Annotated in this window: 22 protein-coding genes; 18 read left to right on the top strand and 4 right to left on the bottom strand. The window is 62.8% G+C overall.

Annotated elements, in window-relative coordinates; translation table 11 throughout:
- Positions 1-53 precede the first annotated feature (53 nt).
- The 4 genes from HWX91_RS10795 (at position 54) to HWX91_RS41290 (ending at position 3,172) form a co-directional block, all read left to right on the top strand.
- Positions 54-506, top strand: a complete 453-nt coding sequence (locus tag HWX91_RS10795; protein WP_035519543.1) for a TadE/TadG family type IV pilus assembly protein — start codon at positions 54-56, stop codon at positions 504-506.
- Positions 507-583: 77 nt separating this feature from the next.
- Complete coding sequence (locus tag HWX91_RS10790) at positions 584-1,039, top strand: TadE/TadG family type IV pilus assembly protein (RefSeq protein ID WP_162181305.1); 456 nt, start codon at positions 584-586, stop codon at positions 1,037-1,039.
- Positions 1,040-1,080: 41 nt separating this feature from the next.
- Entirely contained in the window at positions 1,081-2,397 is a 1,317-nt protein-coding gene (locus tag HWX91_RS10785) for a vWA domain-containing protein (protein WP_028198387.1), read from the top strand.
- A gap of 97 nt (positions 2,398-2,494) precedes the next feature.
- Entirely contained in the window at positions 2,495-3,172 is a 678-nt protein-coding gene (locus HWX91_RS41290) for a hypothetical protein (RefSeq protein WP_028198386.1), read from the top strand.
- Positions 3,173-3,459: 287 nt separating this feature from the next.
- Here HWX91_RS41290 and HWX91_RS10775 read toward each other — a convergent pair whose 3' ends face one another.
- Positions 3,460-4,230: a DUF4410 domain-containing protein gene (locus HWX91_RS10775; RefSeq protein ID WP_028198385.1), complete on the bottom strand. Its 771-nt coding sequence runs from the start codon at positions 4,228-4,230 to the stop codon at positions 3,460-3,462.
- Positions 4,231-4,796: 566 nt separating this feature from the next.
- The gene (locus HWX91_RS10770) at positions 4,797-5,261 is read right to left on the bottom strand and encodes an invasion associated locus B family protein (RefSeq protein ID WP_028198384.1); all 465 of its coding nucleotides are present in this window, start codon (positions 5,259-5,261) and stop codon (positions 4,797-4,799) included.
- A gap of 353 nt (positions 5,262-5,614) precedes the next feature.
- On the opposite strand from HWX91_RS10770, the gene phaP reads away from it, so the two are divergent.
- The 3 genes from phaP (at position 5,615) to HWX91_RS10755 (ending at position 8,333) form a co-directional block, all read left to right on the top strand.
- A complete protein-coding gene (phaP, locus tag HWX91_RS10765) occupies positions 5,615-6,040 on the top strand; it encodes a phasin family protein (RefSeq protein WP_028198383.1) in 426 nt (141 codons plus the stop codon).
- Positions 6,041-6,597: 557 nt separating this feature from the next.
- Positions 6,598-7,047 carry a DUF2844 domain-containing protein gene (locus HWX91_RS10760; RefSeq protein ID WP_028198382.1) on the top strand — a complete coding sequence of 150 codons (450 nt, stop codon included), beginning with the start codon at positions 6,598-6,600 and terminating at the stop codon, positions 7,045-7,047.
- A gap of 11 nt (positions 7,048-7,058) precedes the next feature.
- Positions 7,059-8,333 (top strand): DUF3443 domain-containing protein, encoded by a 1,275-nt coding sequence (locus HWX91_RS10755; protein WP_028198381.1) that lies wholly within the window; start codon positions 7,059-7,061, stop codon positions 8,331-8,333.
- Positions 8,334-8,411: 78 nt separating this feature from the next.
- Here the strand turns inward: HWX91_RS10755 and HWX91_RS10750 are convergent, their stop codons facing one another.
- Entirely contained in the window at positions 8,412-9,515 is a 1,104-nt protein-coding gene (locus tag HWX91_RS10750; protein ID WP_042275979.1) for a zinc-binding metallopeptidase family protein, read from the bottom strand.
- A 326-nt stretch (positions 9,516-9,841) separates the two neighbouring features.
- On the opposite strand from HWX91_RS10750, the gene HWX91_RS10745 reads away from it, so the two are divergent.
- From HWX91_RS10745 to hutG, 8 genes are all read left to right on the top strand, one after another.
- A complete protein-coding gene (locus HWX91_RS10745; RefSeq protein WP_028198379.1) occupies positions 9,842-13,336 on the top strand; it encodes a transglutaminase family protein in 3,495 nt (1,164 codons plus the stop codon).
- A 47-nt stretch (positions 13,337-13,383) separates the two neighbouring features.
- On the top strand, positions 13,384-16,032 hold the full coding sequence (locus HWX91_RS10740) for a circularly permuted type 2 ATP-grasp protein (protein WP_028198378.1): 2,649 nt from the start codon (positions 13,384-13,386) through the stop codon (positions 16,030-16,032).
- Complete coding sequence (locus HWX91_RS10735; RefSeq protein WP_028198377.1) at positions 16,029-16,919, top strand: transglutaminase family protein; 891 nt, start codon at positions 16,029-16,031, stop codon at positions 16,917-16,919. Before HWX91_RS10740 ends, HWX91_RS10735 begins: the two co-directional genes overlap by 4 nt.
- A 202-nt stretch (positions 16,920-17,121) precedes the next feature.
- Positions 17,122-17,871, top strand: coding sequence for an IclR family transcriptional regulator (locus HWX91_RS10730; protein WP_028198376.1), 750 nt, complete (start codon positions 17,122-17,124; stop codon positions 17,869-17,871).
- Positions 17,872-17,954: 83 nt separating this feature from the next.
- Complete coding sequence (locus HWX91_RS10725; RefSeq protein WP_028198375.1) at positions 17,955-18,710, top strand: transporter substrate-binding domain-containing protein; 756 nt, start codon at positions 17,955-17,957, stop codon at positions 18,708-18,710.
- Between the two features lie 17 nt (positions 18,711-18,727).
- A complete protein-coding gene (locus HWX91_RS10720; RefSeq protein ID WP_028198374.1) occupies positions 18,728-19,396 on the top strand; it encodes an amino acid ABC transporter permease in 669 nt (222 codons plus the stop codon).
- Complete coding sequence (locus tag HWX91_RS10715) at positions 19,393-20,169, top strand: amino acid ABC transporter ATP-binding protein (protein WP_028198373.1); 777 nt, start codon at positions 19,393-19,395, stop codon at positions 20,167-20,169. The genes HWX91_RS10720 and HWX91_RS10715 overlap by 4 nt, the downstream gene beginning before the upstream one ends.
- Complete coding sequence (hutG, locus tag HWX91_RS10710) at positions 20,166-21,164, top strand: formimidoylglutamase (protein ID WP_028198372.1); 999 nt, start codon at positions 20,166-20,168, stop codon at positions 21,162-21,164. Before HWX91_RS10715 ends, hutG begins: the two co-directional genes overlap by 4 nt.
- A 103-nt stretch (positions 21,165-21,267) precedes the next feature.
- On the opposite strand, the gene HWX91_RS10705 is transcribed toward hutG, so the two are convergent.
- Positions 21,268-22,884, bottom strand: coding sequence for a DUF2957 domain-containing protein (locus tag HWX91_RS10705; RefSeq protein WP_028198371.1), 1,617 nt, complete (start codon positions 22,882-22,884; stop codon positions 21,268-21,270).
- Positions 22,885-23,545: 661 nt separating this feature from the next.
- Between HWX91_RS10705 and HWX91_RS10700 the strand changes: the two genes are divergently transcribed.
- The 3 genes from HWX91_RS10700 (at position 23,546) to HWX91_RS10690 (ending at position 25,658) form a co-directional block, all read left to right on the top strand.
- Positions 23,546-23,968, top strand: a complete 423-nt coding sequence (locus HWX91_RS10700) for a MarR family winged helix-turn-helix transcriptional regulator (RefSeq protein ID WP_028198370.1) — start codon at positions 23,546-23,548, stop codon at positions 23,966-23,968.
- An 80-nt stretch (positions 23,969-24,048) separates the two neighbouring features.
- Entirely contained in the window at positions 24,049-24,471 is a 423-nt protein-coding gene (locus tag HWX91_RS10695) for a MarR family winged helix-turn-helix transcriptional regulator (protein WP_028198369.1), read from the top strand.
- An 86-nt stretch (positions 24,472-24,557) separates the two neighbouring features.
- Positions 24,558-25,658, top strand: coding sequence for an HlyD family secretion protein (locus HWX91_RS10690; protein ID WP_028198368.1), 1,101 nt, complete (start codon positions 24,558-24,560; stop codon positions 25,656-25,658).
- Positions 25,659-25,661: the final 3 nt, after the last annotated feature.

The following is a 25,661-nucleotide window of genomic DNA, read 5'->3' as shown; positions in this document are numbered from 1 at the left end:
GAGCGGGCGTGCTCCGGAGTCTTGACGCGTCGGACGACGATTGGGGAGGGTCTATGAAACGGAAGAATCAGCGCGGCGGGGCCGCCGTGGAATTTGCCCTTGTGTTGCCGATTCTGCTGGCGTGCCTGTTCGGCACGGTGCAATTCGGCTGGCTGATGAGCAACTACGTGATGCTGACGAATGCGGCGTCGCTCGGCGCCCACCAGCTTGCCTCGGAGCGTGGCTACGCCACACCGTATTCGGATACGCAGCAGGCCATACTCGCATCGACCGCGGTACTGAAGAGCGCGCTGACCATCACCATGAGCGTCGGCGGCACGACCTGTTCGAGCGACAGCACGTGCGCAAGCGCGCTGGGGACGTCCACTCAGGCGCCGACCGCGGGAACCGAGGCGCGCGTGTCGCTCGGATACGCATTTGCACCGCTGTTCGGCGGGGCATTGTACGGTCTCAAGTCCATCATGCCGTCCAGCTTGAGCGCGAACATGTCGGAGCTCGTGCAATGAAACTCTTGCAAACGCGAGCTTCGGTCACGCGCCGGTCCTGGCGGCTGTCGCGGCGTGTTCATGAACTGGAGGCGGTCATGACGCACAAGAAACAGCAAGGCATTGCGGCGGTCGAATTTGCGCTCCTCGTCCCGGTGCTCCTCGTGATTGCGCTTGGTCTCGCGCAGTTCGGCTGGCTGCTTGGCAATTACGTCATGGTCGCCAACGCCGCATCGGCGGGCGCACGCTATTTTGCGTCGCAGCGTGGCACGACCACTCCCTATTCGGGAACGCAAACCCAGGTGCAAACGTCGGCAGCGGTGCTGAACACCGGCAACCTGTCGATCACCGCCACGGTAAACGGCGGCAACTGCACAAGCGACGCGGCTTGCGCAGCAGACCTGACCAGCGCCGCCAGCGGATCGGCTGTGGCGACCGCCGCCGTTACCGTGACCTACAGTAATTTTTCGCCCCTGTTTAAAGGGGCTTTGTCCGGTCTCTATTCGATGATGCCGACCGCGCTCAATGCCACGGCAGCGGAGCGCGTGCAATAGGCGCAGAGGAACCGGACCGACAGTTTGGGAGGGCGTGCATCATGAAGAAGAATCTTAGGCTTCGCGCCGCGCCGGCGGACCAGCGCGGCGCTGTCTCCGTTGTCGTCGCGATTTCTCTGGTCGTTCTGCTGGGGTTTGCGTCGCTGGCTGTCGACTACGGCTATCTGGCATACAGCCAGAGGCGACTGCAGAGCGCTACGGATGCCGCGGCGCTGGCCGGCGCGGTGGATCTCTGGACCAAACCGTGGGCAACGGCTGCCAGCGACGCACAGGCGTTCACGGCGGGGCAAGGCAATACCATGCCGGGCGGCGTCAACCCGGCGACTGCCACGGTAACCGGCCTGACCTTGTCCAGCGTCACGCTGCCGTACAAACAGGCGGCATCCGGATACAACGGCATCAAGGTGACGCAGCAGGCGAGCGTGCCACTTTTCTTCGCCAAAGTCTTCGGCATGAACTCGCAAACAATCAGTGCGACGTCGGTAGCAGGGGCGGGAGGCGGCGCAGAGCCCGCGCTCTATAACGTCATGATCGTCCTCGACACCACGAGATCGATGAGCACCACGACCGACAGCAACTGCAAGAATTCAAAAGGCGTCGCGCAGACGAGGTTGCAGTGCGCCGAAGCGGGCGCGCTGAAATTGCTCACGGGCCTGACCAACGCCGGCGACAAGGTGGGATTGATGGCGTTTCCGCCACAAACATCGTCGACGTACAACTTCTCGTGCAGCGGAAATTCAGCGACTATTGCCGGCAGTTATTCGGCTTCGGGTGCCAGCTATCAGTACGCTTCCGCGAGTTCAGGCTATCTGGGCAGCAACCAGCAAGCGAATACCGGCTCCGCTATCGTGCAGGCGCTGGGTGGCGGAAGTTGCGGCGGTTTGCCTGCGCCCGGTGGATTAGGCACGTTCTACGCCCAGGCGATCACGGCGGCGCAAACGTCTCTGGCCGCCACGGCCGCAACGGAGAGTCCGCCGGGACAGAACGTGATTATCCTGCTCAGCGACGGGATCGCGTCTTCCACGACGAGCCAACTGGGTAGTACCTACAGCAGCACCTATGGAAGTGAATGTCAGGCGGCCATCAACGCGGCGTCGGCCATCAAGAACAACACAGGCACCTTGATCTACACGGTGGCTTATCTGGGTGGCGAGGCCGCGTCGGCGCCGAGTTGTGGTGACGGTAACGATAAACTCACCGCCTGCAAAACGATGGAATCGATTGCGACTAACTCGTCGTATTTCTATTCCGACACCTGCGCCAACGCCGCAGGCGGAACCAACAGCCTGAATACGCTGTTTGGGCAGATCGCATACAGCCTGACGAAGCCGAGGTTGATCCCGCTGAATGCATCCTGAGTGCCGGTCGGGGACGTCGCACGGCGCTCCATGGTCCGCTCCGAGTCGCGAATAAACGGTATATACTGTTTATACCATTATAACTGCGGAGGTAACCATGTCGGCACCCGTCACCAAAGAGCACACCAGGAAGTCATTCAATTTCCCCAAGAGTTCGGCCAAGCACGCGGCGGAAGGCGCGCAGCCGGTAGCCGCGCCGGAGCCGGCGGCAAAAGCAGTGGCAGAAGCGGTGGCAGAAGCAGCGCCGGCCGTCAGGAAAGAGGCCAAAGCGAAGCGCCCGGCAGCCGCCGAAGCCGCGCCTGCGCCCAGGAAGGCTGCCAAAGCGAGGCGTGCGGCGCCGGTGGAAGCCGCGCCTGAAGCGAAGAAGGCTGCGAAGGCGAAGCGCTCGGCATCGGCGGAAGCTGCGCCTGTTGTCAAGAAAACGGCGAAAGCAAAGAGCCCGGCCGCAGTGGAGGCGCCGGCCGCCGGCAGGAAGGCGGCTAAACCGAAGCGTTCGGCCACTGCCGAAGCCGCGCCGGCCAGCACACCTGAAGCCAGGAAAGCCAAGCCGCCGAAGAAAGAGAAAGTCGTGCGCGACAGCTTCACGATGCCGAAATCGGATTACGACAGGATCGCGTCGCTCAAGCAGAAGTGCCTCGAAGCCGGCGTCTCGGTCAAGAAGAGCGAGTTGCTGCGAGCAGGGTTGATCATGCTGGAATCAGCAGCGCCGCAGCGCCTGCTTGCCGCGGTGTCGTCGCTCGAGACGGTCAAGACGGGGCGTCCTGCGAAGGCTTAAACCCCGGCCTCGTGGCGTGGTCCGGCGCAAGGTTTGGTGCGGGACGTGCCCGCCCCGGGCGGTGTCGGACTGCAGCGCATCCGGCTGCACGTTCTCGAGCCGCAAGGGGCGGGTACGAGCCGGCATCATCGCATCGGCATATTGCCGGATGGTGACGGACGAAATTTATTCGTCGTCGGCCGTGTGTTGAGCGGCGGTGCGCGACAGCACGCGCGAACGGATCACTTTCCCGCGACAGCCTCAAAAACCGCAGCCGCTTTCTGCTGAAAACCCTGACGGCGCCGCGCTTAACCCTTGACATGCTGCGTCGAGAGCCAGCCTCCGCTGACGCCGATTTGCGCCACCTGTTTGGCGACTGCGTCGGCGAGGCGTGTGGCGTCGGCTGAAACTCCGGTCTTTTTGGATTCGGACATGGCGTGCAAGCCACCGCCCACGGCCGCGGAAGTCGCGATGCTGCCCACCGCCGCGCCCACCCCGGCAGTTTCGGCCATGCCGGGTGCCTTGCCGCTGTCGCCGCTGGCGTTGAAACTTTGCACCAGCCTTGCGGTGCCGCCCGCCGGCTTGTACAGAATCTGCACCGAACTGCTCACCTCGCTCTTGCCGGCGCCCAGGCCGATCAGCACGCGGCGGCGGCGATTGCCGGCGTCGATCGTATCGAAGCTGCCTTGCACGAGCAGCACGTTCTGGTCGGCGGGGGCGGGGACGTCCGAGCGAATCGCGCGCAGCCCCATCGATTGCAACTGCTGAACGATTTCGTTGGCGACCTGCTCGCGCACGGCGATCGCATCGGCGGTTTGCTTTTGCGCGGTGGACGAACCGTCGAGTTGCGCTTTCAATTTTTTCAGCATACCGCCGTTGTCCAGCTTCACCTGCTCCGGACTGCTGTCGAAGGTGTAGACATAAATGTTGTCGGGGCGCACCTGCGGCTCCACGCTGCGTTGAGTCGCATTGTTGATGCTGCCGCCGGCGCAGCCGGTGAGGAGCGCGCTGCCGCAGACCATCGCAACGCATGCAAAACGAGCGGCATTCTTTTTGAGGAAACTCACTGAAGTCAACATGTTCATCCTGTCGTCGGCACCCGGTGCCGTTGTGTTCGAACGCCTCTTACGACGATCGGGCAACCGTGGGATCGTTGATCGTCGGGAGGGCATTCACACGCGCTATTTCGCGCAAAGCACCCTTGATCTCATGCGTCTTTTTGGTACGCACCGGCAGCGAAACGAAGTATGGGCGAGTGACCTGGCGAACTCCACTCAACAATTATTTCGTGCTATGTCACAGCGAAAATGCAGCGCGGGAGGCTAGGTCGGGACGAGTTGCGAACAACGGCGCGAGGCATCACACCAAGGCGAGCTCGATGATGCAAAGGAGAACGAGGACAAGAAGAGCAGCGGCGACGGCCATGTCCATCGGGTAGCGCATGATTCACCAGGCACTAGCGTTGCGGTGCTCTAATCCTAATCACCTGAGGGAAGATGAAAAGTAGGCAGAATGGCGGCTATGTGCGAAAGCTAACGCAGCGCACCGAACGGTTGCGCTGCTTTCTGGCGGAAGCGTTTTCAGCGATCGAGGTTCGAACTGGCGTTCGAACGCGTGATGCTTCGGTTGCGTAGTCTGCCGCGCTTTATTGCGGCACAGGTGCTTGCGTTCCAGGCGGCAGGCCGCGCGGCGACTTGTTCGCCGAGACGAGGTCTTCCGACAGACTGGTACGCAGCGTGGCGATCGCCTGATCGGCGTTGGCCGGTTTCAACTGTTCGCGGGCCAGCGCGTCGTACACATAATGGCGCAGCATAGGATCCTGCGTCTTGTTCAGCACATCGTGATACACGGCCACGATCTCGCCTTCACGTCCGCTCATTGCATAGAGGCGGCGCAACTGTTCCAGATCGTTGATCACCGCGAAACCGGGGCCTTTCGGTTCATGCTGCCAGTGTGGTCCGCGTGGGTCGCGTGGGCCGTCACCGTGCGGCGGTTCCCCCTGCGTGTGAAGCGGTGCGGGCTGCGGCGGAGCCGCTTCCTGAGCCAGCGCACCGGTCGCGGCCACGCTAACAACGGCGGTCAGTGCCGCGCTTATCCAGCCTTTTTTCATGATCTCGCTCCCATCGAGACAGTGCCGGCGCGACAGTGCGCGAGCACATCGGCAACGATAGTCGAGACGGCGCTTCGCCGGGTTACTGAAACCGCCGCGTAGCTTACCGCGCCTTGCATGCCGCGTGACCGAACCGTGGCACGGCCGGCCACGCAGACCGGCGGCGCCAGGGTGTGCCCGCTGGCGCAATGTGGCCGGATGGCGCATGATTGACCCAATGTGCCGTCCGACCCCAGATGCGGCAAGCCTCTGCGGGAAGTGCGGCGCACACGACGCCACGGGTGTTTGAGCCGCAGAAACCCATCGCGGCGATGCATCGCGGGCGAGTATTCAACCGTTAAGGAGGATTTCGCATGGACCGACCTGACGCCGCCAATCCGTTTGGCGATTTCACCAAAATGCTGGAGCAGTTCAAGCTCCCCGGCTTCGACGTACCCGCCATCATGGAAGCGCGACGCAAGGACGTGGAAGCACTGGTTCAGGCGAATCAGACTGCTTTCCAGGGCATGCAGTCGCTCGCGCAAAAACAGACCGAGATGCTGCGCGCCACGCTGGGCGAATTGCAGTCGCTCACGGGGCAATTGTCGGCAGGCGGCGCAGCGCCTCCCGCGAAAGCTGCCGAACTGATCCAGCAAAGCCTGCATAAATCGCTCGCCGATATGCAGCAGTTGGCGCAGGCCGCGTATCAGACGCAAGCTGAGTCGTATGCGGTGATCGCAAAACGCGTGGAAGAAAACGTGCAGGAGTTGAAGTCACTCTTGCAGCAGCAGAAAAAGTAACGAACGCAGCCGCGCCGGATCGCGCGATCCGGATTCGGCGTGACCTGCAGATGTCGTAATGAAGCACTGGATGCCGTGGATGACCTCAAGTTATCCGCGGCATTTTTTTTGCCGCCTGGGCGCCTTAATTGTCAGAGGAAACAGGCGGTTCGATGCGAATTATTCAGTGTCCGCTTACATCGTTCGCCTCATGCGGCACGCATTGACATTTTTCTGCTGCGGCCCTGTTATTTTTTGCGTGTGTTCGCTTTAAACGGCTTGCAGCGGGAAAATAGGCGTCCGAGCACCGCCCGTTGGCGATCCGGTCTGCATTGATCAAACAGGTTCGAACGGCAGTGTGCTCGCCGAAGGTTTAAATCATCCCGCAAACGATTGCCGCGCCGCTTCGCGCTGCCTAAAGTTTCGCGCCGCCACTCCGTAGACGCATTCACGCAACCCAACCGGTGTGAATGCCATACCGGCACCGCCGGTCCGGAGTGCGCCCCTGAATTCCCGTTCGTGATCGGCTGACCTGCCGGTCACGAGCGTTTCACCTCGAAGGAAATCTCTTGAAACCGATGCTCACTACAGGCATTGCTCGCGCAATGCTCGGGGCCGGCTGCGCGCTGTCGTTTGCCGCACACGCCACGCTTGGTCAGAACGTCAGCACTGTCGACAGCGATCTGACGCACCTTCACGCCGTGACTCATACGGCCACGGCTCAACGGGCGTATTCGGTACACCTGATTACGATGCCGTCCGGCACGCTGGTGCGCGAGTACGTCGCGCCCAACGGCATCGTCTTCGGTGTCGCGTGGGAAGGCCCGACGCTGCCGGATCTGAAGTCCGTGCTGGGTGCTTCGTTCGACCAGTACGTCGCCGCTACCGCAACCCGCCGCGGCACGCCGCTCGCGGTGTCCAGCAGCGACCTGGTGGTGTACTCGGGTGGCCACCTGCGCGCGTTCGCCGGTTATGCCTATCTGCCGCAAGCGATGCCCGCGGGCGTCGATGCCAGCGTCATTCAATAACGGAGCGGATCATGCGTCATATGTCTTCGTTTGTGACCTTGTTGGGCGCGGCGCTGCTCGCGCTGCTCGTCAGTGCCTGCGGCGGTGGGGGCGGCGGCTCCAGCGGCTCCGCCTCGTCGGGGAGTTCCAGTGGCACGAGCCTGTCGGCCGGTCCCACCGTCACTAATACTTCGCCTTCACCGCAGGTGATTGCCGCCAACGCCGTGCGCGTGACGGTCGACTCGGGTGTCAGCAACGTGCCGAACATGCCGTTCGTCAGCGTTACTATTTGCGTGCCTGGCACCAGCCAGTGCCAAACCATCGATCACATGCTGGTGGATACCGGCTCGTGGGGCGTGCGCATATTCGCCTCGCAACTGCCCGCGTCGATGACGCTGCCGCAAGAGAAGGACGGCTCGGGCAATCTGGTTGCCGAATGCATGGCGTTCTTCGACGGCTACACGTGGGGTTCGGTAAAGCTCGCCGACCTGCAGATCGCCGGCGAAAAAGCGGCCTCGCTGCCGGTCCAGGTGATCGATCCGAACTACGCTTCGCTGCCGGCCGACTGCGCGGCTTACGGCGCCTCGCGCAACACGCCGGCTTCGTTGCAGGCCAACGGCATCCTGGGTATCGGCGTATTCAAGCACGACTGCGGCGCGAACTGTGTGCAGCAGGCTTTAGCCGGGACGTACTACGGTTGCAAGGGCACGGCATGCACGTCGATTCCGCTCGCCGAAGCGCTGCAGGTCGCCAACCCGATCCCGTACTTTGCCACCGACAACAACGGGTCGATGTTGAGCCTGCCGATGGTGGCGGGCGGCGCACAATCGGTGAGCGGCCAACTGGTGTTCGGCATCGGCACACAGAGCAACAATTCGCTGGGCAGTGCGCAGGTGATCGGCGTGAGTCCGTCGAACGGCACCTTCACGACGGTGCAGAACGGCACGACGTATTCGAGCAGTATTCTCGATAGCGGCTCGACGGGCCTGTTCTTTCAGACGAGTGCCATGCCGGCCTGCTCGGGTCCGAACAACGCCTACTACTGTCCGGGATCGACGCAAGCGTTGAGCGCGATGATTCAGGGGGTGAACGGCACGACGAGCGCGGTGAACTTCAGCGTCGGCAATGCCGATTCGATTTCGCAGACGTACAGCGGCGATTCGGCGTTGCCGCTGCTGGCGGGGCCGGCGTTTGTGAAGTCGTCGGTTTTCGACTGGGGCCTGCCGTTCTTCTACGGCCGCAATGTGTATGCCGCTGTCGAGCAGCAGACAACTCCCGGCGGCGCGGGCCCTTATGTGGCGTATTGAGGCCGCGCAGGGAGGCCGCCTGCTTAGCGACGCTCGATAACGAGAGCCGGCGTCGATCAAACGAGGCCCGCTGCCGGTTTATTCGGCAGCGGGCTTTTTTTCGGGTTCGCGCAGCGGCGTTTTATCGCCGGCCGCCGCAATTACCCGATGCACGAACCGCAGCTTGTCCACCACCGGCGCGGCCAGCGTGAACGGATAACCGTCGGGCATGCCGAGACTGCGGTTCAGGCTGTTCAACGCATACGTGAGCGGAAACCAGCGCTTCATCAGATTATCGAAGCTCGCGTCTTCCACGGGCGTGCGGTCGGTCAGCGTCGGCTCGCTGGGGTCGTCGGGCAACAGGGCGAGGCCGTACGAAGTCGAAGTATCCAGCACGTCGACGATCAGCAGGTAGTGCGCCCACGTCTCGGCCCAATCTTCCCAGGGATGCATCGTTGCATAGGCGCTGATGAAGGACGCCTGCCAGTCCGCCGGTGCGCCGTCGCGGTAGTAGGCCGTCAGCGCCTCGCCATAATCGGCGCGCTCGTCGCCGAACAGCTTGCGGTAGGGCGTGAGCCAGCGCGGGTCGTTTTGCACCAGCCGGTTGAAGTAGTAGTGGCCGGTCTCGTGGCGGAAGTGGCCGAGCAGTGTGCGGTAGGGTTCGCCCATCGCGCTGCGGACTTTTTCGCGGTAGGCGTCGTCGGCTTCGGCGATGTTCAGCGTAATGAGGCCGTCGTCGTGGCCCGTCATGACCGGCGCGCCGTCGCCGCTCTCCTCGAGGAATTCGAATGCGAGGCCATGCTCCGGGTCGCTCTGATGCGACGGCACCTCGAGGCCGAGCGCGGCGAGGGTGTACAGCAGACGCCGTTTCGCTACTTCCAGCCGGTACCAGTAAAGCCGGTTGTCCGGCACGCTCAGATTCGGAATCGTGCGCGTGAGCTGGCAGGCGCGGCACAGCGTGTCCGGCGAGTCGGCCGGGATCATCCAGTTGCAGACGTTTTCGACCGCGTAGTTGTGACACTGGCGGAACAGCGCATCCTTGGCATCCGGATGCAGACTGCGCCAAAGCCCTTCGCCGGCTTCTTCGAAGGCGCTGATTTCGGCCAGTTCAGGTACATATCCGAGCAAGGACTCGCACCGTTCGCAGCGGACGTTTTCAAAAAATACGAGGTGTGTGCAGCGATTGCAGTGGAAGGTTTTCATCGATCGGGCCCGGTGATGGGTGGCAGTGATGGGGCGATGACAACGCGCAATCTTCATGCCGCGTTTGCCAGACGTCACTGGTTTAACGCACATTACGTGCATGATCGTGCATGGGCTCTGCGCCGCTTTGGTGCGTGGCGCGCGAAAAGGCTGGAGAAAGACGCGCTGATCGATCGACCGGACGATCGGCCGGCGCGGCAAACTTCGCAGCAGGCGGTAGTCCGGGCGGTACGGGCGGTTCATGCGCTTTTTCGCGCTTGTTCTATAAACGGCATGAAGCTTGCTTTTTGGCGGGCTGCCTTCCTTCCTTTGTCCAGGAGTCTGGTGTGTCCATACGCGTCGCGTTGAATCATGTCACACATTACCGCTACGACAGGCTGGTTGCGCTGTCGCCCCAGGTCGTGCGTCTCAGGCCTGCGCCGCATTGCCGGACCCCGATTCTGTCTTATTCGATGCGCGTCGAACCGGCCGAACACTTCATCAACTGGCAGCAGGACGCGTTCGCCAACTACCAGGCGCGTCTGGTGTTTCCCGAGAAGACGCGCGAATTCAAGGTGACCGTGGACCTGGTCGCCGAGATGGCCGTCTATAACCCGTTCGACTTCTTTCTCGAACCGTCGGCGGAACAGTTTCCCTTCGAGTACGCACCCGGCCTCGAACTCGAACTCGCACCGTACCTGATCAAGCGGCCCATGACGCCGCGTTTCGCGGAGTTTGTCGCGAGTATCGACCGCACGCCGATGGGTACCGCCGACTTTCTCGTCGCACTGAATCAGCGTCTGCAACGCGAGATCCGCTACCTGATCCGCATGGAACCCGGCGTGCAGACGCCCGAGGAAACGCTCGTGAGCGCCGCGGGTTCGTGCCGCGATACGGGTTGGCTGCTGGTCGAGACGCTCCGGCAACTGGGGCTGGCGGCGCGCTTCGTTTCCGGCTACCTGCTGCAACTCGCGCCCGACGTCAAATCCATCGACGGTCCGAGCGGCACTGAAGTCGACTTCACCGACCTGCATGCATGGTGCGAGGTGTACCTGCCGGGCGCGGGCTGGATCGGCCTCGATCCGACCTCCGGGCTGCTCGCCGGGGAGGGCCATATTCCGGTCGCCTGCACCCCCGAGCCTGGCAGCGCGGCGCCGATCTCCGGCGCGGTCGACGAATCCGAAGTCGAGTTCGAGCACACCATGTCGATCGAACGGGTCCTCGAGACGCCGCGCGTCACCAAACCGTTCAGCGAAGCGGTGTGGAACGACGTGCTGAAAATGGGCGCGCAGGTCGACCAGCGTCTTTCGGAAATGGACGTGCGCCTGACGATGGGCGGCGAGCCGACTTTCGTGTCGGTGCGCGACCGTGACGCCGCCGAATGGAACACCGACGCGCTCGGCCCCACCAAACGCGGCTACGCGGTTGCGCTGATGGACAAGCTGCGCTCGCGCTACGGTGCGAACGGCTTCCTGCATATCGGCCAGGGCAAGTGGTATCCGGGCGAACAGCTGCCGCGCTGGGCCATGTCGCTCTACTGGCGCGCCGATGGCGAACCATGCTGGCAGGACCCGACGCTGTTCGCCGACGAACGCGAGCCGGGCACCTACACGGCTGAGGACGCGCGACGTTTCCTCTCCCACCTGACGGCGAGGCTGGGGCTCGATAAAGACCACATTCAGCCCGGTTTCGAAGACGTCTGGTACTACCTGTGGCGCGAGCGCCGTCTGCCGGTCAACGTCGATCCGCTCGATGCGCGTCTGGACGACGAACTGGAGCGCGTGCGTTTGCGGCGCGTGTTCGATGCGGGGCTGGGCGGCGCGACGGGTTATGTGCTGCCGCTCGCACGCGAACGCGACGTGCCGAACGAGGCGCCGAAGTGGGTCAGCGGCCGCTGGTTCTTCCGCGACGAACGCATGTTCCTGATTCCCGGCGACTCGCCGATGGGTTACCGGCTGCCGCTGGATTCACTGCCGTGGGTGTCGAAGACCGACTATCCATACCAGCATGCGCATGATCCGTTTGCACCCCCGGTGCCGTTGCGTTCGGCCGCGCAATTGCGCATGCAGTACGAAAGCGGCAGCGACGGTGACGCCGGGCCCCGCCGCACCTTGAGCACCGCCGATGCGCGGCGCGTGGCGGCGCTGTCGTCGTCCGCGGCGGACCTGTTGAGCGGCATGCCCGGCGGCGGCGTGCTGGCCTTTGCCCCGCAACCGGGCGACGGTGAGGCGCCGGCGCGCGGGCAGTCGTCGAAAGAGACGCTGCGTACGGCGATCTGCGTCGAGGCACGCGACCCGAAACGTGCCGCGGGTCCGAAGGCGGAAACCGCGGCGTTCGGCAGCGGCCGCTCGCTGCTGCATGTGTTCATGCCGCCGCTCACCGAACTCGACGACTATCTCGACCTGCTCGCCGCGATTGAAGCGACGGCGGCCGAATTGCGGATGCAGGTGGTGCTCGAAGGCTATCCGCCGCCGCGCGATGCGCGCCTGTGCGTCCTGCAGGTGACGCCGGACCCGGGTGTGATCGAGGTGAACATTCATCCGGCTTCGAGCTGGGCGCAACTGGTCGATAACACGGAGTATCTGTATCAGTCAGCAGCCGAAAGCTATCTGAGCAGCGAGAAGTTCATGACCGACGGCCGGCATACGGGCACCGGCGGCGGCAATCACTTCGTGCTCGGCGGCGCGACGCCTGCCGATAGCCCGTTCCTGCGGCGTCCCGATCTGCTGGCGAGCCTGATCGCGTATTGGCACAACCATCCGTCGCTGTCGTATCTGTTTTCGGGGCTGTTCATTGGGCCGACCAGTCAGGCGCCGCGCGTCGACGAGGCGCGCAACGATCAGGTGTATGAACTCGAAGTCGCGTTCCGCGAATTGCAGCGGCAGATCGATCTGCTCGGCGGCCGCGACAGCGCCAACCTGCCGGCATGGATGATCGACCGCTCGTTGCGCAACATCCTGATCGACGTGACGGGCAATACGCACCGCGCCGAATTCTGCATCGACAAACTCTATTCGCCCGATGGTCCGACCGGCCGCCTCGGCCTGCTCGAGTTGCGTGGCTTTGAAATGCCGCCGCATGCACGCATGAGTCTCGTGCAGCAGTTGCTGTTGCGTGCGCTGGTGGCGCGCTTCTGGCACACGCCCTATACGCAGCGGCTCACGCGTTGGGGCACGGAACTGCACGATCGCTTCCTGCTCGGCACCTTCGTCAGGATGGATTTCGACGACGTGCTCGGCGAACTCAACCAGGCGGGTTTCGCTTTCGAAAGCAGCTGGTTCGCGCCGCACTTCGAATTCCGTTTCCCGCTGGTCGGCGAGACCACGGTGAACGGCGTCTCGCTGACCATCCGCAACGCGCTCGAACCCTGGCATGTGATGGGCGAAGAGGGGTCGCCCGGCGGTACGGTGCGTTATGTGGATTCGTCGGTGGAACGGCTCGAGGTGCGTGCGCTCGGTTTGAACGACAACCGTCATGTGCTGACCGTGAACGGCGTGCCGGTGCCCCTGCAGCCGACGGGCCGCGTCAGCGAATATGTGGCCGGCGTGCGGTTTCGCGCGTGGTCGCAACCGTCGGCGCTGCATCCGACCATCGGCGTGGATGCGCCGCTTACCTTCGATCTGGTCGATACCTGGACAGACCGTTCGCTCGGCGGATGCCAGTATCATGTCGCTCATCCGGGCGGGCGCAACTACGAAACCTTCCCGGTAAATGCTTACGAGGCGGAAAGCCGTCGGCGCGCACGCTTCTTCGCATCCGGTCATACACCGGGGCCGCTGACGGTTGGGATGCCGCAGCGCAGCCTCGAGTTTCCGTTTACGTTGGACCTGCGCTACTGGTAACCTGGTAGACTGAAACGCGACGGCACACTTTTAAGAACGACACGACCTTGGCCTTTCAATCGACTTTTCCCTTCGAAGCGTCCGCGGCGCGCGCGGACGCTTCGTCCTTATTGCGGCTGTTGCCGCCCTACGAAGGACATTGGGACGAGTTACGCGATGCTTCCGGCGCGTTGCGCGAACCGTGGCGGCAATTCTTCGAACGGCTCGGCGAAGACGGCATCGCACGGCTGGAGGATCACCGCGCATCGATCGCGCAGCAGATCCGCGACAACGACATCAGCTACAACGTCTACGCGGACAACGGCGAGCCGCGGCCGTGGGCGCTCGATCTGCTGCCGTTCCTGATCAGCGAGGCCGAGTGGGCGCATATCGAGCGTGGCGTGACGCAGCGCGCGCATCTGCTCAATGCGATCGTCGCCGATATTTATGGGCCGCAGCGCCTGCTCGAGCGTGGCCAGTTGCCGCCCGCGCTGGTGTTCGGACATCCCGGCTATCTGCGTTCCGTGAAGGGCTTTACGCCGCCAGGCGGGCAGTATCTGCAGGTGGTCGCCGTCGATCTGGCGCGTACGCCCGGCGGTCAATGGACGGTTATGGCGCATCGCACCGAAGCGCCGTCGGGCCTCGGCTATGCGCTTGAAAACCGGCTGATCGTGTCGGCCCTGTTCGCCGATCCGTTTCGCGCGATGCACGTGAGCCGTCTCGCGCCGACTTATTCGCAACTGATCGCAACACTCGTGCAGGCCGCGCAGGCCACCATGCGGCACGACAGTTCAGGCGCCGACGCTTCGCCGCATATCGCGTTGCTCACGCCTGGGCCGTTTAGCGAGACTTACTTCGAGCACGTGTTTCTCGCGCGCTATCTCGGCGTTACGCTGGTCGAGGGCAAGGACCTGACCGTGCGCGACGACATGCTGTATCTGAAGACGCTTGGCGGCCTGGAACGGGTGCACGTCGTGCTGCGCCGTCTGGACGATGCGTTCTGCGATCCGGTCGAATTGCGTGCCGACTCGAGCATCGGCGTGCCGGGTCTGTTGCAGGTGATGCGCGCGGGCAATGTCATTGTCTCGAACGTGCCGGGGTCGGGTTTTGTCGAATCACCCGCCTTGCATGGTTTTTTGCCGGGTATCGCCGAAGTGCTGCTCGACGAGGACCTGGTGCTGCCGAGTGTGGCGACCTGGTGGTGCGGCGAAAAGGCGGCGCGCGAGCACGCGTTCGGGCGTCTGGACGAGGCGTTCATTGTGCCGACCTGGCCGGTCGCGCCCCGCGATGCGCCGCCGGGAATCGAACAGGGCCGGCAGCGTCTTTCGACATGGCGCGAACGTATCGAGGCGATGCCCGACGTCTATACGATCCAGCAGCCGCAGCGCTTTTCCTGCACGCCGCGTTATGAGGACGGCACGGTGGGCCGCCGTCCGTCGGTGCTGCGCGTCTATGCAATCGCCGACGTGAACGGCGGCTGGCACGTGATGCCCGGCGGTTTCACGCGCATGGCCGCCGAGCGTCAGGCGACGGTGTCGATGCAATACGGCGGCAGCAGCGTCGATACATGGGTGCTGTCGAGTCAGCCGACCTCGACTTTCACGCTACTGCCTTCGCCGATGCAACCCGCCGATCTCGCGCGCAAGCATCGCACCGTGTCGAGCCGTGCGGCAGAAAATCTGTTCTGGGCCGGGCGTTATGGCGAGCGCGCCGAAAACAATGTGCGGCTGTTGCGCCTGATTCTAGGCTCGCTCGAAGGCAACGACGCCGATGCAATGTTCCCCACGCTGGTGGAACTCGCCATGCACTGCGGTCTCGTGCAGTCGGGCGATATGTTTGCGCCGAACTCGCCGCAAGTGTTCGAGCGTGCTCTGGTCGCGAATCTGAGCGACAGCACCGGGCCGACGAGCATCGGGCAGAACCTCGCGTGGCAGGCGCGTTCGAACGGCGAAGTGCGTGGGCGTTTGTCGAACGATCACTGGCGCACCATCCTCGCGGCGCGCAACGATTTCCGCGACGCGTTGCAGACCTTGATGCCGGCCGCGGGTTCGAACGGTAACGGTCAGGGCAATGGAAGTGGAAACGGCAACGGCCGTGCGGAGCGTGGCGAGCGTTACGATCGCTATGACCGCGTGACGTTGATGAACGCACTCGAACGCCTGTCGGTGCAATTGTCGGCGATCAGCGGCGCGCAAGGCGACCGCATGACACGCGACGAAGCGTGGCGTCTGTTATTCGTTGGGCGGCACATCGAACGCGTGTGGACGATGACATCGTTCTTGCGTGTGGTTGCCGACAAAGGCCAGCTCGCGACGCCGGCCGGGTTCGATCTGCTGCTGCAACTGTTCGACAGCACGCTGACGTATCGCTCGCTGTACCCGGGCCGTTTCGAGGTGCCGGCGCTGCTTGATCTGCTGGTGATCGAGCCGACCAATCCGCGCGGCATCTACGGCGTGTATGAGCGCCTGCGCAAAAAACTCGACGAAATCGCCGTGGCTGCGGGCAGCATGCGGCATCGTCCGTTTGCGGAATTGATGCCGCCTGCCGCTTCGTTGCCGACGCTCGAGTCGCTGTGCGAAGTCGACGAGAACGGTTCATACGCCGAGCTGATTGCGGTGTGCGATCTGATTGGCGGCTATGTCGGCGCGGCCGCGCATGAGATCAGCGCGCGCTATTTCAGCCATGCAAGTACGGTCGCTTCGCAGGTGTGGTCATGAAGAACGCGCCGACCGTGTTGTCCGTCTCGCATCGCACGACCTATCACTATTCCACCTATGTGGAGACCGCGCAGCATCTCGCGACGATCCGGCCGATTGCCTGTGCGTGGCAGCGTGTGGTCTCGCACAGCGAAAAGATCGACCCCGAACCGTCGTATCGGACCAGCCGTATCGATGCATTCGGCAACGACGTGCTGTACTTCGCGCTGGACGCCCCCCACGAACGCTTGCAGCTCGTGAGCGAAACCACCGTGGCGCTCATGCCGCGCTGGACCGACCTCGACCCCGAAGAGACGCCGGAATGGGAAGAAGTGGCGGATGCGCTGCGTTTTTGTGTCGGCGGCGAATTCCGGCCTGAGGTGGAGTTCTGCTTTGCGTCGCCGAATATCGTGCCGCGGCCGTCGTTGCGTGCTTATGCGTTGCCGAGCTTTCCGCCCGGCATGCCGATCGTGGCGGGTGCGATCGATCTGATGCACCGGATTCACGAAGATTTCGACTATAAGCCTTCGGCGACCATGTTCGATACGCCGGCCGAGCGCGCTTTCGAATTGAAGAGCGGGGTGTGCCAGGACTTCGCGCAGGTGATGATCGGCTGCCTGCGCTCGCTGGGTTTGCCGGCGCGCTACGTGAGCGGTTATCTGCGCAACGATCCGCCGCCTGGGCAACCCCGCCTGATTGGCGCGGATGCCTCGCATGCGTGGGTGTCGGTATATTGCCCGGGAAGCGGCTGGGTCGATCTCGATCCCACCAATGACGTGCTCGCCGATATGGACCATGTGACGCTCGCGATCGGGCGCGATTACAGCGACGTGTCCTTGCTGCGCGGGATGATTCTGGGCGGCGGGGCGCATCGGGTGGAAGTGGGGGTGACGGTGTTGGCGCTTTGAGCAGCTTTTAACCCTTCAGCAAGCCCCTTTCCCGTCAGACAGATTCGCTTCACGTGCCCCGCGCGCGCTTCGGCACGCCTCTTTTATCCCGCTTTCGGGGAAAACCCTCGCCTGTCTTTCCCATTCAGTGGGAATCCGTTTTTTGAAATCCGAGAATGTTCTGGCATTCTGAATCCGTTATTCATTGTGGATAGTTTTCATCGTGAACGCGGAACAGGGTGTGACGGGAGCCGAACGCGTGCTGCTGGTGCTGGCGGCACTCGCCAGTCACGGCAAGGCCATGTCGGTCAGGGATTTGCTCGCGGTCACCGGTCTCGCGCAAAGCACGCTGTACCGGCAGATCGCGTTGCTCAAGCGCTGGGGTTTTGTCGCTGAAAACGCAGGCCATTACGCGCCTGGGCCGATCAGCTTGCAACTTGCGCTTGGCTTCGATGTGAATTCGCTGCTCGTCGAAGCGAGCCGTAGCGAAATGCAGCAACTGGCGCGCGCCTCGCAAGAGAGCATTGGGTTGGTGGTGGCGGTCAAGCATCAGGTGATGTGCCTGGAAATGGTCGATAGCCAGCACTCGTTGCGCTGTTCGTTCGAAAAGGGCCGCGCCGTGCCGCTGAAAGCCGGTGCTTCCGCGAAATCGCTGCTGGCGTTCATGGCCGACAAGGCGCGCACCGAAGTGCTCGATAGCGTATTCGACAACGACCCCGCCGGCCGCGCCGCGATCGAAACCGAACTCGAACAGATTCGCGCTCAAGGCTACGCCGTCAGCGACAGCGAGGTCGATCCGGGCGTGTGGGGCGTGAGCGCCCCGATCTTTCATCGCAGCGGACGCGGCGCGGGCAGCAGCGCGTCGATCACGCTGATGGCGCCGTCCACGCGTGCCATCGGCCGCGAAAACCAATTCATCGACGGGACGCTACGTACGGCCCGCGCTATTTCCGAGCATATGCAAACCGATTGATCGGGTAAGGCCGCCCGCGGCCGGCATTCGATCTGGATAACGAACGAACTTAACGAACTGAACGAACCACCAGGAGCCCTCCCATGAAACTGAATCGACTGTTGTCCCTCGCATGCGTCACCTTTGCGGTGACGTTCGCCGGCTTTTCCGGCGCGGCATCCGCACAAACGGCGGATGTGCTGAGCGTCGCCACCGACGCGACCTTCCCGCCGATGGAATTCACCGAAAACGGCGCGCGCACCGGCTTCGACGTCGACATGATGAACGCGCTCGCGAAAGTCATGGGCAAGCGCGTGCAATGGACTGATATCGACTTCAAGGGCCTGGTTCCGGGCTTGATCGCGCATCGTTTCGACGCGGCGATTTCCGGCATCTATATCACCGACGAGCGCGCGAAAGTGATCGACTTCACCGATTCGTACTACGCAGGTGGTCTCGTGGCGCTGGTGAAAGCCGATTCGCCGATCAAGTCCATCGCCGACCTGAACGGCAAGAAAGTGTCGGTCCAGGTGGGCACGAAGTCGGTCGGCTTCCTGCGTGACAACTACCCGCAGATCAACCGCGTCGAGGTCGAGAAGAATCAGGAAATGTTCGACCTGGTGGGTATCGGCCGCGCCGATGCCGCCGTGACCGGCAAGCCCGCCGCCTATCAATTCGTGAAGACGCGCAGCGGTTTTCGCGTGCTCGACAAACAGCTGACTACCGAAGCCTACGGCATTGCCGTGCGCAAGGACGAGCCGCAACTGAAGGCGGAATTCAACACGGCGCTGGCGAAGATCAAGGCAGACGGCACTTACGCGGCAATCGTCAAGAAGTGGTTCGGCGCCACCGCGCAATAACCGGCTGAGCAGACATAATGGAACTCGATTTTTCGCCGGTGATCGCCGGCTGGCCGGACATCATGCATGGCGCGCTGGTGACGGTCGAAGTGACCGCCGCCGCGCTCGGCCTGAGCTGCGTGCTGGGCCTGTTGATCGGTATCGGCCGGCTCACGCCGCAGCGGCGCATCGTGTACGGCTTCTGTACCGCGTACCTCACGTTTTTCCGCGGCACGCCGCTGCTCGTGCAACTCTTCCTGCTGTTCTTCGGCTTGCCGCAATTCGGCATTCTGTTGCCGGCTTTCGTGTGCGGAATGCTGGGGCTCGGCCTGTACTCGGCGGCCTACGTATCGGAGATCGTACGCGGTGCGATTCAGTCGGTGGATCGCGGCCAGATGGAAGCGGCGCGTTCGATCGGCATGTCGTCCGGGCAGGCCATGCGCGCGATCATTCTGCCGCAGGCGATCGTGCGGATGATCCCGCCGCTCGGCAACGAGTTCATCGCACTGATCAAGAATTCAGCGCTGGTGTCGCTGCTGACTATCGACGATCTGATGCATGAAGGCCAGAAGATCATTAGCGTGTCGTACCGTTCGCTCGAGGTGTATCTGGCCATCGCACTGGTGTATCTGGTGTTGACGCAGGCGACCAATTACGCGCTGCATCGTGTGGAGCGCCGCTTGCGTGCAGGAGGAATGGTGCAATGAATACCGTGGCCAAAGTGGATCAACCTATCGTCAGCATTCGTGGGCTCACCAAATCGTTCGGCTCGCACACCGTGCTCAACGGTATCGATTTCGACATTCAGCCGCAGCAGGTGGTGGTCGTGATCGGTCCGAGCGGCTCGGGCAAGAGTACTTTTCTGCGCTGCTGCAATGGGCTCGAACAGGCGGAAGGCGGCACGATCGATATCTGCGGGCATCGTCTCGTGGACCATGGGACGATGCTCAAGGAGCGCTCGCTGAATGCGCTGCGCACCGAAGTGGGCATGGTGTTTCAGTCGTTCAATCTGTTTCCGCATCTGTCGGTGCTGCACAACATCACGGTGGGCCCGCGGATGCTGCGTGGCGCCAGTAAGGCCGAAGCTGAAGCGACTGCAACCGCTTTGCTGGAAAAGGTCGGCCTTGCCCACAAGGCGCATGTGATGCCGGCGAGTCTGTCGGGCGGTCAGAAACAACGCGTTGCCATTGCTCGCGCGCTGGCGATGCAGCCGCGCGTGATGTTGTTCGACGAGCCGACTTCCGCACTCGATCCCGAACTGGTCGGCGAAGTGCTGCAGGTCATGAAGCTGCTCGCGAGCGAAGGCATGACGATGGTGGTCGTCACGCACGAAATGGGTTTCGCGAAAGAAGTCGCCGACGTGGTGGTGGTGATGGACGGCGGCGTAATCGTCGAAGCTGGACCGCCTGCCGAGATTTTCTCGGCGCCGTCGCAGCCGCGCACGCGGGCTTTCTTGCAGGCGGTGTTGTCGCGCGCATGAGAGTTCCATTCGACGACAAGGTGTGGATCGGCCGTTCCGACGACGGTGAGCCTGGCGACACCCGGCGTATTTTCAATCAGGTGGTGGCGTTTGGCGGCGCGCCGGCGCATGAAGTTAAGCTTCACGGCGCACTGCAAGTTGAAAACGATGCGCCGGTGATTATCGGTTTTGGCTCCGACGAAGGCGTGCGGCGCAATCAGGGACGTACCGGCGCGGCACATGCGCCGAAGGAATTGCGCCGGGTGCTGGCCGGCCTGCCGGCGAAGACCTCGATGGCGACGCTTGCCGATGCGGGCGATGTGATCTGCGACGACGGCGACCTCGAAGGCGCGCAGGCGGAACTCGCGAGCGCGATAAGCGACGTGCTCGCGGCCGGCGCCCGGCCTTTGGTGTTCGGCGGCGGTCATGAGGTTGCGTGGGGGACGTATAGCGGTTTGCGCCTGCATCAGGCTCGCGTGGCCGCTGCGTCGGTCACTTCGGCGGCAACCCGCAAGCTGCTTATCATCAACTTCGATGCGCACTTCGATCTGCGCCAGAAGCGGCCCGCCAATTCGGGCACGCCGTTCGATCAGATCGCGAACGATTGCGCCGAGCGCGGCGTGCCGTTCAACTACGCGTGCTTCGGTATCAGCGATCTGGGCAATACCGCTTCGCTGTTTGCCCATGCAGAAGAACTTGGCGTGCACTACGTGCTCGACAGCGACATGCAGGAACCGCAATTGCCGCAGCGTCTGCATGAGCTCCAGCAGTTGCTGGATGCAGCGGACGATGTCTATCTGACAATCGACCTCGACGTGCTCCCGGCTGCTACCGCCCCTGGCGTCTCGGCACCTGCGGCGTTAGGCGTGCCGCTGTCGGTAGTCGAAGCGATGGTGCTGCGCGTGCGTACGTCGGGCAAGCTGCGCGCGGCGGATATCGCGGAATACAACCCGTCGCTCGATCAGGACAAGCGCACGGCGAGGGCGGCGGCACGATTGGCGTATCGGTTGCTTTAACACACAGCACCGCGCAGCAATGCGCGGGGGCGAAGCAGGTCGCTAAAACAGAACGGCTCACGGATTACTCCGGTGAGCCGTTTTCCGTTTCAGCAGCGCGTACCTACTGCACAAACGCCCCAATCGAAAGAAACGGATTCACCTTGCCGGCATAGTTTGCCGGATCGTAGGTCAAGCTGGGCTGATTGACCCCGTTCATCAGCAGACCGTACACCGGGCCCACCCTCACCATCACGCCGGTGTCCCCCGCCTTGTAGATAGCCGTGCCGCCGGACATCAGGTCCTTGTTCGCGGTCACCTTGACGAGACCCGGCTGGGTCTGGGTGAAGTCGAGCGAGAAGTTGCTCGACAACGCCGAGGTGAACGGATTCAGCAACGCGGCCGACGGACTCTGGAACAACGTGGCGCCGTAGTTCACCCCGGCATTGAACGAGGCGCTGCCGTCGCCGCACGTGCCCACGGCCACATAGACCAACTGCCCGTTGAAGTAGATCGCGGTGGAACCCTGGCCGATGCTGGTCACCACGCCGCATGCCGAAGCGCTGTTGGCGCCGATGTATCCGCCGCTCAGCGCCGTTTGGTCGATCTTCGTGGCGGGCGCCAGCAGCGAGATGCCGAGCTGATCGTCGAGCGCGTTGTTCGTGATATTGAGCGGATTCGCATCGGTATGGGCATAGCCGACGCGAATCACGACCGGCACGAGCTGGTTGTTCACCTTGCCGACGATCATGATGCCGTGCGCCTGGCTTTGCGAGAAGAGCAGTTGCAGCACGCCCACGCCGACGGCGGGATAACTCAGGGACAGCGGCGAACTCGCGCTGACGAACACGTTGTCCGGCGTGCCATCGGCATTGGTGCGCAGCGTCCACGGCGTGCCGGTCATCGCGCACGAGTACAGCGACGAATCGGCTGTACAGGAGCCGTCCGCGTTGAGGGTCTCGCTGGCCTGAATCGCGGTCGGCGACCAGCCGGTCATCGATTGGCCGTCGGCGCTCTGCGCGAAGCTGCCTTCCGGGTTGACGCGGAATCCCAGTTCGTTATATGCGCCGGCCACCTGCTTGAAGTCGGTGACGGTTTCGCTGAAGCCGAGGAACGGATACGAGTCGAACGTGCGCGAGGGCACGGCACCAATCAGAAATCCGGGGAAGGGTTCGAGTCCGTCGAACTGAATCGTCGCTCCTGGAATCCCGCCGCCGATGATCCCCTGGCCGACGAACAGCATCGGCGGGTCCTGCGGATTGATCGTGACGCTGTAGCTGCCGTCGGCGGTCTTGCCGTTCTTCAGCATGATCGCGCAGCGGTTCTGTTCGGCGGTCGGCAGCGCAAATGCACCGCCCGGGTTGTCGTAGTCGCCGGTGATCGTCATGCCGGCCCGCGTGCTGTTGACCTGGCCCGCCGAAGTCGGCACGGCCGATTCGATGAAGGTCATCTGGTATTGCTTCTTCGTCGAATCGAATTTCATCTTGATGTATTCGCCGCTGCCCGAGCCGCCGGTATAGGTCGTCGAATAGTCGAGCGTGTCGGGGCACAGCTTGGCGCCGACAACCGGGGTGCCGGCCGGCTGACCTTGCGGCGGGCAGGAACTGCCCGAGCATTGCGGTACCGCTACGGCTGCCGGGTCGTCGGATTTGCCGCCGCCACAGGCGGCGAGCACCACAGGCAGTACGAGCGTGGCGACGCGTGTCGCGACGGATGAACCGCCGCGCTGTTTGAATGCCATTTTGTTTGTCTCCTCATGAATCGCCGTTCGTTATTAATTCGTCTGCTGCAATGACCCCGATCAGGCGGCTCGATTAGCCGGGATTCTGCTTGCCGTCTGAATGGCTGAAGCCACGTATCGGCTTGCTTTTTACCTCGCCAGACGAGTAATGCGACTCGGTGCGGTCATGCCCGTCCAATATCGGACGCCCTTAGCCGGATCGCCGCCATGGGCCGATTTAAATACGCGTAAACAGGCTCGCAAGCCATCTCCGACGCATGCCTGCACCAGCGGCCGAGGCGTAGGCCGTTTTATCAGGTCAGGCAAGCTGGATAAGCCGTAGCGGCAATGGAATTAATGCAGATAATCGATACGGCGTATGCAATCCGGATTGCGAATCTCGCCGGAGTTGTTATGGATGACATTAATGTCTCCTTGGCCTGTTATTAGATTTAATGTTTGCGGGTGAACATTAAGCCGCTGCTGCGAACTTGTATATAGTGGCAGTAATCCAAACTCGAGCCATGGATTTTATCGCCGTGCCATGGGCCTTACATCGGGATTTCAAACGGACGTATGTATGAACCTTCGCTACGGACCTGCGCGCTGAGCAGATTTCGCAACACAGTGTTCAACGCGAGCAAACTTGACTCTGTGCGTATGCACATATAGACTGCCTACCATGAACCGTCCTCTCTCTTACGACGAATGCAATTGTTTCGCGCTGCGCCAGGCGGCCCGGCACGTCACGCAGATTTACGAGCGCCATCTTGGCCAGGTCGGGCTGACGGCGGCGCAGTTCACGATTCTCGCGAGGCTCGCGCGAACGCCGAACCTGACGATGCTGGATCTCGCCGATGCCATGGTCATGGAGCGCACCACGCTGGTCCGTGCCATGAAGCCATTGCAACGCGACGGGCTGGTGGTCGCGGAAGCCGCGGAGCATGACGGCCGCACGTTTCTGTTCAGTCTCACGAAGCAGGGCGAAGCCACCTTCGATCAGGCGGCCATTGCATGGCGTGCTGCGCAGGACGAGTTCGAGGAAAAGTTCGGCCACGCGCGTGCAAAAGCGCTGCGCGCCGAGTTGTTCAGCATCACCGGATAGACAGAATGGATCGGCTCGTTTCAACGAGCGTTGGTCTGCCTGATTGTGTGCATACGCACTCACGAATGGGACGTGCAACGATGGATGGGCTCTTCGACGACGACTGTTTTGCGATTCGCCAGGCCGCACGCTATGTGTCGCAGATATACGACCGGCATCTGGCGAATGTCGGATTGACCATCACACAGTTTTCACTGCTGGGGCGGCTCAAGCGCACCGGACCGATGACGATGAAACAGATGGCCGAAGCCATGCGCATGGAGCGCACCACGCTGGTCCGCACGATCCAGCCGCTACGCCGCAATGGTCTGGTGTCGAGCGAGGCACTCGGTGCCGACGCGCGGGCGCTGACGATCGCGCTGACTGCAGCAGGCGAGCAGCGTCTCCAGGCAGGACGTGAACATTGGCATGCCGCCCAGGCCGAATTCGAGCACCGGTTCGGCGAAAGGCGCGCGGCGGCGCTGCGAGGCGAATTGTTCGCCATCACACGGGATTCAATCTAGCCGTCGCAAGTACGGCGACTCACGGGCGGCGCGCTGTCACGCGCTGTTTTTTCAACGCAACGAGTGCATACACACAGACGACAATCATGTCCACTACACCTTCGACAATTGCGCCGCCCAGCGCGGCCAACGCCGCCAAACCGGCGCGGCGCATTCCATGGATGCTGCTCGCGATCATCGCGGTGCTTGCCGTGCTCGCGCTGGCTGCGTCGTACTGGTTCTTCGTCGGCCGTTTTGTCGAAACGACGGACGATGCCTACGTCGGTGGCGATGTGACCGTGATGTCGCCGAAAGTGAACGGCTTCGTGACGGATGTACTGGTGCGCGACAACCAGTTTGTCCACGCGAATCAGGTGTTGATCCGCCTCGATGCGCGCGATTACGACGCTCGGCTCGCGCAGGCCAGCGCGGAAGTGGAGAGCGCACAGGCGGCCGTCACCGAATTGCAGGCGAAGAAATCCTTGCAGCTTGCCACCATCAACGAGCAGGCCGCCGAGGTTCGCGCGTCCGGCGCCGAGTTGACGCGCAGCGCCGCCGATCAGTTGCGCTACCGCGAACTGGTGAAGGACGACGCCGTATCGAACCAGGTCGTGGAGCGTGCGGACGCCGATCTGTCCAAGGCGCATGCCGCGGTCGACCGCAGCAGCGCGGCGCTGATTGCAGCGCAGCGGCAGATCGCCGTACTCGACGCGCAGATCGGCGACGCCGAGGCGCGCATCGCCACCGCACAGGCGGCGCAACGGGTTGCGGCATTGAATGTGGAGTACACGACGATCCGCTCGCCGATCGACGGTTACGTCGGCAATCGCACCGCGCGCGTCGGCCTGCTGGCGAACACGGGCGTATCGCTGCTGACCGTGGTGCCGTCGAGCGGACTGTGGGTCGACGCCAACTTCAAGGAAGACCAGCTGAAGAAGATGCATGTGGGGGACCGTGTGGATGTCGATCTGGATGCATCGAGCCAACGGTTTCACGGCGTGGTTGAGAGCCTTGCACCCGCGACCGGCGCGACTTTTAGCGTGCTGCCGGCCGAGAACGCCACCGGCAACTTTACGAAGATCGTGCAGCGCGTGCCGGTGCGCGTGCGTCTCGATGTGCCGAAGGACATGCAAGGCGTGCTGCGGCCTGGACTCTCGGCGACGGTGAAGGTGCATGTCGATGCCGGCAACACGCCGGCGCGTGGATGAACC

The organism is Paraburkholderia fungorum (assembly GCF_902833645.1).
Taxonomy (GTDB): Bacteria; Pseudomonadota; Gammaproteobacteria; order Burkholderiales; family Burkholderiaceae; genus Paraburkholderia; species Paraburkholderia fungorum.
Note: the sequence above shows the minus strand (reverse complement) of the source record. Positions and strands in the feature narration are given on the sequence as shown.